Source organism: Actinophytocola sp. (assembly GCF_009379765.1).
In the GTDB taxonomy this organism is placed as follows: Bacteria; Actinomycetota; Actinomycetes; order Mycobacteriales; family Pseudonocardiaceae; genus Actinophytocola.
In genome coordinates, this window is sequence record NZ_WHTD01000267.1 from 1 (window position 1) to 6,956 (window position 6,956).

Consider the following 6,956-nt stretch of genomic DNA (forward strand, 5'->3'; position numbering starts at 1 on the left):
GCCGAGACGCTGCTGGTGGCCGTCGGCCGCGGCCCCAACAGCGCGGGCCACGGCTACGAGGAGGCCGGCATCCGCATGGAGCGCGGCTTCGTCCTCGCCGACGACCGGCTGCGCACCAACCTGGACAACGTCTTCGCGGTCGGCGACCTCGTGCCGGGCCTGCAGCTCGCGCACCGCGGCTTCCAGCACGGCATCCTCGTCGCCGAGGAGATCGCGGGCCTCGACCCGCGGCCCATCGACGAGGCCGGCATCCCCCGGGTCACCTACTGCAAGCCCGAGGTCGCGTCGGTCGGGCTCACCGAGGCGCAGGCCAAAGAGAAGTTCGGTGGCGCCGACACATACACGTACGCCCTGAGCGGCAACGGCAAGAGCCAGATCCTCAAGACCGCGGGCGGCGTCAAGCTCGTCAAGGCGCCGGACGGCCCCGTGGTGGGCGTCACGATGGTCGGCGAGCGGGTCGGCGAGCTTGTCGGCGAGGCACAGTTGATCTACAACTGGGAGGCGTACCCCGAAGACGTGGCACCGCTCGTCCACGCCCACCCCACCCAGACCGAGGCGCTCGGCGAGGCCTTCCTCGCCCTGGCCGGCAAGCCACTGCACGTGCACGGCTGAGCGGAGCTTGCGAAGCGAACATCGACGCTGAGCGGAGCTTGCGAAGCGAACATCAACCCAGAGCCGTTTAGTACCAAGGAGTCTGCGAAACCATGGCCTTCTCCGTCCAGATGCCGGCGCTCGGCGAGAGTGTCACCGAGGGCACGGTCACCCGGTGGCTGAAGCAGGAGGGCGACACCGTCGAGGTCGACGAGCCGTTGCTCGAGGTGTCGACCGACAAGGTGGACACCGAGATCCCGTCCCCGGCCGCGGGTGTGCTGCAGAAGATCGTCGCCCACGAGGACGAGACGATCGAGGTCGGCGCCGAGCTGGCGGTCATCGGCGACGGCTCCGCTGGTGACTCCGACTCCGACTCCGGTGCGGAGGCGGAGACAGCGCCCGAGCCGCAGGCCGAGCCGGAGCCGGAACCCGAGCCGGTCCGGGCCGCCGCGCCCGCCCCGGCCGAGGAGTCCACTTCGGACTCGTCGGGTGGCGGCGAGGGCACCCCGGTGACCATGCCGGCGCTCGGCGAGAGCGTCACGGAGGGCACGGTCACCCGCTGGCTCAAGCAGGTCGGCGACGCGGTCGCGGTCGACGAGCCGCTGCTGGAGGTGTCCACCGACAAGGTCGACACCGAGATCCCGTCGCCGGTGGCCGGCACGTTGCTGGAGATCACCGCGGGCGAGGACGAGACCGTGCAGGTCGGCGGCCGGCTCGCGGTCGTCGGCTCCGGCTCCGGCGCCGCGGCCCCGGCGAAGCAGGAGCAGCCGGCGCCCGCCCCGGCCCCCGAGCAGGAGGCGCCGAGGCCCGCGGCAGCCGCGCCGAATCAGGAAGCGCCGAATCGGGAGGCCCCCAGGCCCGCCCCGGCCCCCGACCGGACCAACGGCGACACCCCGTACGTCACCCCGCTCGTGCGCAAGCTCGCCGCCGAGAACGCCGTCGACCTGCCCGGCCTCAAGGGCAGCGGGGTCGGCGGCCGCATCCGCAAGCAGGACGTGCTGGCCGCGGCCGAGGCCGCCAAGCAGCCGGCCCCGGCGCCCGCCGCGGCGCCGCCGAGCAGGAGCGCCGCTCCGGCCGCACGGCAGTCCGACCTGCGGGGCAAGACCGAGAAGATGAGCAGGCTGCGCCAGACGGTGTCCCGGCGGATGGTCGAGTCGCTGCAGACGTCCGCGCAGCTCACCCAGGTCGTCGAGGTCGACGTCACCAAGATCGCCAAGCTGCGCTCGCGCGCCAAGTCGGGGTTCGAGCAGCGCGAGGGCGTCAAGCTCACGTTCCTGCCGTTCTTCGCCAAGGCCGCGGTAGAAGCGCTCAAGTCGCACCCGAAGCTGAACGCGTCGATCAACGACGAGACCAAGGAGGTGACCTACCACGGCGCCGAGCACCTGGGCATCGCGGTGGACACCGAGCGCGGGCTCCTGTCCCCGGCCATCCACAACGCCGGTGACCTGAGCGTCGCGGGTCTCGCGCACAAGATCGCCGACCTGGCCGAGCGCACCCGGGCCAACAAGGTCACCCCGGACGAGCTGTTCGGCGCCACGTTCACGCTCACCAACCTGGGCAGCCAGGGCGCGCTGTTCGACACGCCGATCATCCCGCAGCCGCAGGTCGGCATCCTCGGCGTGGGCCTGGTGGTGAAGCGGCCGGTCGTCGCCACCGACGCCGACGGCAACGACACCATCGCGATCCGCTCGATGGCCTACCTCGCACTCACCTACGACCACCGCCTGGTCGACGGCGCGGACGCGGGCCGGTTCCTCACGACGATCAAGAGTCGTCTGCAGGAAGGGAACTTCGAGGGAGACCTGGGTCTGTAATGAAGGTCGTGGTCGCTGGTTCCTCGGGTCTCGTCGGCACCGCGCTGGTCGGCGACCTGCGGTCGGCGGGCCACGAGGTCGTCCGGCTGGTCCGGCGGCGGCCGGGCGCGGTGGACGAGCGCAACTGGGACCCGCCGGCCGGGCGGATCGACGACGCCGCCCTGGAGGGCGCGGACGCGGTGGTCAACCTGTGCGGGGCGGGCATCGCGAGCCGGCGGTGGAGCCACGCACGCAAGCAGATGCTGCTGAACAGCCGCGTCGAACCCACCGAGGTGCTGGCCGCGGCGGTGGCCGAGCGGGGCATCCCGGTGCTGGTCAACGCGTCGGCCGTCGGCTACTACGGCGACACCGGCGACCGCGAGACGGACGAGTCGGGCCCGAGCGGCCGGGGTTTCCTGGCCGCGCTGTGCCGCGACTGGGAGGCCGCGACCCGGCGGGCCACCGAGGCCGGCGCGCGGGTGGTGCGGATGCGCGCCGGGCACGTGCTGTCCCGGCGCGGCGGGCTGCTCGGGACGCTGCGGCCGCTGTTCAGCATCATGCTGGGCGCGCGGCTGGGCGACGGGCGACAGTACATGCCGTGGCTGCACCTGGCCGACCACGTGGCGGCGATCCGGTTCGCGCTCGAGACCGACGGGCTGTCCGGTGCGGTGAACTCGTGCACACCCGATCCCGTGCCCAACAGCGAGTTCACCCGCGAGCTCGGCCGGGCGCTCGGGCGGCCGGCGCCATGGTTCGTGCCGCGGCTCGCGCTGCGGGTCGCGGTCGGCGAGGGCGCGGAGGAGATCCTGTTCAGCCAGCGCACCGTGCCGGCGGCGTTGACGTCACACGGCTTCACGTTCCGTTACCCGAAACTCGACGACGCGCTCGCGGCGGCCCTCCAGCGGTGATCGACACCGGCCCGGTCGCGACGGCGTAGGGTCGCATCCGTGGCCCATGTCTCCTGCCGCGCGTCCAGCGCCCCTGTGCACGTCCGCGAGCTCGGCTCGATCGACTACCAGGAGGCCTGGCAGCTCCAGCGCTCGCTGACCGACGCGCGGGCCGACGGGACCGGTCCGGACACGTTGCTGCTGCTCGAGCACCCGTCGGTGTACACGGCCGGCAAGCGCACCGAGCCGGCCGAGCGACCGGACGACGGCACCCCGGTGATCGACGTCGACCGTGGCGGCAAGATCACCTGGCACGGTCCCGGGCAGCTCGTCGGGTACCCGATCATCCAGCTCGCCGACCCCATCGACGTCGTGCAGTTCGTGCGGCGGCTGGAGCAGGCGCTGATCGCTGTGTGCGACGAGCTCGGCCTCGTCACCGGCCGGGTCGAGGGGCGCAGCGGCGTGTGGCTGGCCGCCGACCACCGGCCCGAGCGCAAGATCGCCGCCATCGGCATCCGCGTGCGGCGCGGCGTGACCATGCACGGGTTCGAGATCAACTGCGACGCCGACCTCGGGGCGTTCGAGCGCATCATCCCGTGCGGAATCCGCGACGCCGGCGTCACCTCGCTCTCGCTGGAGCTGGGTCGTCAGGTGACCGTGGCCGAGGTCCTCCCACTCGCCGAGCGCAACGTGCTGGCCGCGCTCGACGGGTCGCTCCCGGTGGCCGACCGCTGGCTCCCCCGCTGGACGCCGGCGACCCCCGGCGTGAGCTTCGAGCTCGCCCAACACCACTGACCCGCGAGTCCAACCCCAGGACCCGCGAGTCCAACACTCAGGACCGGCGAGTCCCGCTACCAGGTCAGCGCCCACAGGATGCGGACCGGGTGCGCCGCTAGGCCGTCCTCAGCGCCGCCCTCGATGCCCGCCGCCACGATCCTGTCCAAAGTGGACATTCCGTGGGTGACCCGGCCCAGCACCGGGTACGCCGGCGCGATGTTCGCGTGCGAGTGGACGATGAAGAACTGGCTGCCGTTCGTGTCCGGGCCCTGGTTGCCCATCGCGACCGTGCCCCGGGGATAGGTCTCCGCGCCCGTCACCTCGTCGGCGAAGCGGTAGCCGGGCCCGCCCACCTCGACCTCGACGATGTCGCCGCACTGCAGCACGCCCAACCGCGCGCTGTTGGTCAGCCGCCAGCACTGGGTGTGGTTGTAGAAGAGGCTGCGGACGAGATGGGTGAGGTTGTGCACCGCACACGGCGCGTTCGCCCGGTCCAGCTCGATCACGACCACGCCGTAGTTGGTCGCCAGGACCGCGGTCGGCCTGCCCCGGGTGGGCGCCTGGGGCGATGGCGGCCGGACCGGCTTCGCGGCCGGCTTGTCCGGGGTCGGGATGTAGTCGCACCGCTGCACCGGGCGGCCCGACGGGGCGGCGGTCGCGGCGGCCGGCGCAAAGCCAAGGGCCGCAACGCAGGGGTCATGCCCAGCACGCTAGCGCCGGGGTCAAGCCCGCTCCAGCTCGGTCACGGGTGCTGCCGGGCATTGCGGCGCATGCCCTCCATCACCGCGACGATCGTGCGGGTCACCTCGGCCGCCGCCTTCTTCGGGTCGGCCGAGCTCGCGATGGTCTCCGCGCCCGCGGACAGCGCGCCGAACAGGACCCGCGCGGTGACCTCGACCGGCAGCGGCTCGATCTCGCCGGACTCGACCAGCGCCTCGACCGTGCCACGCACCAGCCCGTAGCTGAAGTGCTCCTCGGCCTCGCGCCACCGCTCCCAGCCCATCACGACCGGCGCCTCGTGGATCACGATCCGCTGGTAGGACGGCTCGAGGCAGACCCGGACGTAGGCCTGGATGCCCTCCATCGCCCGGTCCCACGCGGTGCCGTCGCCGTCGACGGCCACCGCGGTCAGCCGGTCCAGGGCGGCCGTCTCGACCAGGTCGAACGCCGCCTCGAACAACGCCTGCTTGCCGCTGAAGTGGTGGTACAGCGCGCCCTTCGTGACCCGCGCGCGCTTGACGATCGCGTCCAGCGAGGTGCCCGCGTAGCCGTGCTCGGTGAACAGGTCGAGCGCCGAGTCGACCAGGGCCTGCCTGGTGGACTCGGTGTAGTCCACGCGCCTCGACCGCATTGTCACCACGCTCACAACCGTACGACATCCGGCCGCCACATACCGGTGGTACGTTGGCCTTGTCCGACCATACCACCGGTATGTCGAAGACCGGCGGTATGACCGAGATCACGGCCACGAGCCGTCCTGGAAGGGACAGAGGACCATGGGGTGGGACGAGTTCTACCGGCGCAGAGACGCCCTCGACACGGCGGTCGACGCCGCACTCGAACGCGATGAGCTCGTGGTGCCGGACCTGTTCGACGGACCCGACGAGCTGCTGCTGGCGCTGCACCACCGGTGGGCGCTGCGGTTGGCGAGCCGGGTCGAGCTGGCGACGCTGGACGCCGGCGCGGACCCGGTCGACGCGGTGGGGGCCGCGTGGCGCGAGACCGCGGCGGCCGACCCGGCGCTGCGCCGCGTGCTGGACGAGCACGCCGACCGGCCGGCGCTGCGTGCCGCCGCGTTGGCCGAGCGGCGGATGCTCGCCACGGCCACGGGGCTCGCCGACCCGAGCGACGGGCCGGACGAGCAGGCCGCGGTCGGCGCCGCGTTCCTGGCCCTGGTGCGCAGCGGCCCACAGCGGACGGTCCGGCGCAACCCGGTGGAACGCCTGCTGCGCCGCCTGGTCCCGACCGCTTAGGTCGTGTCTCGTGGGTCTTGGTCGATGGGATTCGTGATCCACGTGGCTCCTGGCAAGGAACCACGTGGATCCACAGCGGACGCAAAGGAACAGGATCACGCGACACTAGGTGAGCAGGCCCAGGTCGACGAACATCGTGTGGCACCAGTCGAGCGCGGCGTCCAGATCCGTCCACTGTGGATCGTCCGGGCGCAGGTACGGGAACACGTAGGGGTCGGTGACCTCGTCGGGAAGGTCCTCGGGCAGGCAGTGGTAGGGCGGGCGGCCGTAGTCGGCCTTGCACATCCGCCGGGCCACGGACTCCCGTTGGGCGTCCCACACGGCGAACCACAGCCGCCGGCACATCAGCGGGTGCGCGACCGCGAAGATCAGCCGGCCGACGTCGAGCGGCTCCCCGGCCGAGATGACGCGGGCCATCGCCGTGTACCGGTCCGCGCCGAGCATGCACGCCCAGCCGGACCAGATCTCGACGCTGTGCCCGGCCTCGATGATCGCCGCGGACAACGCGGCGAGCGCGAACCCGCGGTTGCGCACCAGCTCGTGCGGTGTCGTGTTCGTGTAGGTCGCCGGCACGACGAACGTGACGACCCGGCCGCGGGTCGACGTCCGCCGCGGCGTCGCGTCGACCATGCACTCGGGCACGCCGGCGAGGTAGGCGCCGACGTCGACCTCGCTGCCGGTCAGGTCCCAGGTCGGCTCCAGCGTCGTGGCGGTGACCCCGAGCCCCGCCCGCTCCCGCAACGCGCCGACGGTGACGTCGGTGTCCCGCAACGCCATCGGCCACCCGTCGACGGCCAGCGCGAGCGCCTCGGTCCAGGTGCCGCCACACCACCCGGACGCGCCGTGCCGCCCGTCGCCGTGGATGGTCTCCTGCGCCCGCGCGGCATCGACGAACTCGTGCCAGGACAGCAGGGGCGGCAGCGCGACCGCACTCA

7 protein-coding genes and 1 pseudogene are annotated in these 6,956 nt (G+C 72.6%); 5 read left to right on the plus strand and 3 right to left on the minus strand.

The window, feature by feature from the left end:
- The 4 genes from GEV28_RS41460 to lipB form a co-directional block, all read left to right on the plus strand.
- The coding region (locus GEV28_RS41460) for an FAD-dependent oxidoreductase (RefSeq protein ID WP_291419733.1) at nt 1–612 on the plus strand (612 nt) is incomplete at its 5' end.
- Nucleotides 613–704: 92 nt separating this feature from the next.
- Nucleotides 705–2,405 (plus strand): 2-oxoglutarate dehydrogenase, E2 component, dihydrolipoamide succinyltransferase, encoded by a 1,701-nt coding sequence (gene sucB / locus GEV28_RS41465; protein WP_291419735.1) that lies wholly within the window; start codon nt 705–707, stop codon nt 2,403–2,405.
- Nucleotides 2,405–3,292, plus strand: coding sequence for a TIGR01777 family oxidoreductase (locus tag GEV28_RS41470; RefSeq protein WP_291419737.1), 888 nt, complete (start codon nt 2,405–2,407; stop codon nt 3,290–3,292). Before sucB ends, GEV28_RS41470 begins: the two co-directional genes overlap by 1 nt.
- 39 nt (nt 3,293–3,331) lie before the next feature.
- Nucleotides 3,332–4,066 carry a lipoyl(octanoyl) transferase LipB gene (gene lipB, locus GEV28_RS41475; protein ID WP_291419739.1) on the plus strand — a complete coding sequence of 245 codons (735 nt, stop codon included), beginning with the start codon at nt 3,332–3,334 and terminating at the stop codon, nt 4,064–4,066.
- Nucleotides 4,067–4,122: 56 nt separating this feature from the next.
- On the opposite strand, the pseudogene GEV28_RS41480 reads toward lipB, so the two are convergent.
- A pseudogene (locus tag GEV28_RS41480) lies at nt 4,123–4,683 on the minus strand (peptidylprolyl isomerase); the annotation flags it as partial.
- A 107-nt stretch (nt 4,684–4,790) separates the two neighbouring features.
- Entirely contained in the window at nt 4,791–5,399 is a 609-nt protein-coding gene (locus GEV28_RS41485) for a TetR/AcrR family transcriptional regulator (protein WP_291419741.1), read from the minus strand.
- 145 nt (nt 5,400–5,544) lie between these two features.
- On the opposite strand from GEV28_RS41485, the gene GEV28_RS41490 reads away from it, so the two are divergent.
- Nucleotides 5,545–6,021, plus strand: coding sequence for a hypothetical protein (locus GEV28_RS41490; RefSeq protein ID WP_291419743.1), 477 nt, complete (start codon nt 5,545–5,547; stop codon nt 6,019–6,021).
- A 105-nt stretch (nt 6,022–6,126) separates the two neighbouring features.
- Here the strand turns inward: GEV28_RS41490 and GEV28_RS41495 are convergent.
- Nucleotides 6,127–6,956, minus strand: an 830-nt coding sequence (locus GEV28_RS41495) for a hypothetical protein (protein WP_291419744.1), incomplete at its 5' end; no start/stop codon positions are given.

What these genes read in the sequence shown, in the direction of transcription:
- sucB (WP_291419735.1), top strand. Translation starts at nt 705, where the DNA reads ATGGCCTTCTCCGTCCAGATGCCGGCGCTCGGCGAGAGTGTCACCGAG.
- GEV28_RS41470 (WP_291419737.1), top strand. Translation starts at nt 2,405, where the DNA reads ATGAAGGTCGTGGTCGCTGGTTCCTCGGGTCTCGTCGGCACCGCGCTG.
- GEV28_RS41485 (WP_291419741.1), bottom strand. Translation starts at nt 5,399, where the DNA reads ATGCGGTCGAGGCGCGTGGACTACACCGAGTCCACCAGGCAGGCCCTG.
- GEV28_RS41490 (WP_291419743.1), top strand. Translation starts at nt 5,545, where the DNA reads ATGGGGTGGGACGAGTTCTACCGGCGCAGAGACGCCCTCGACACGGCG.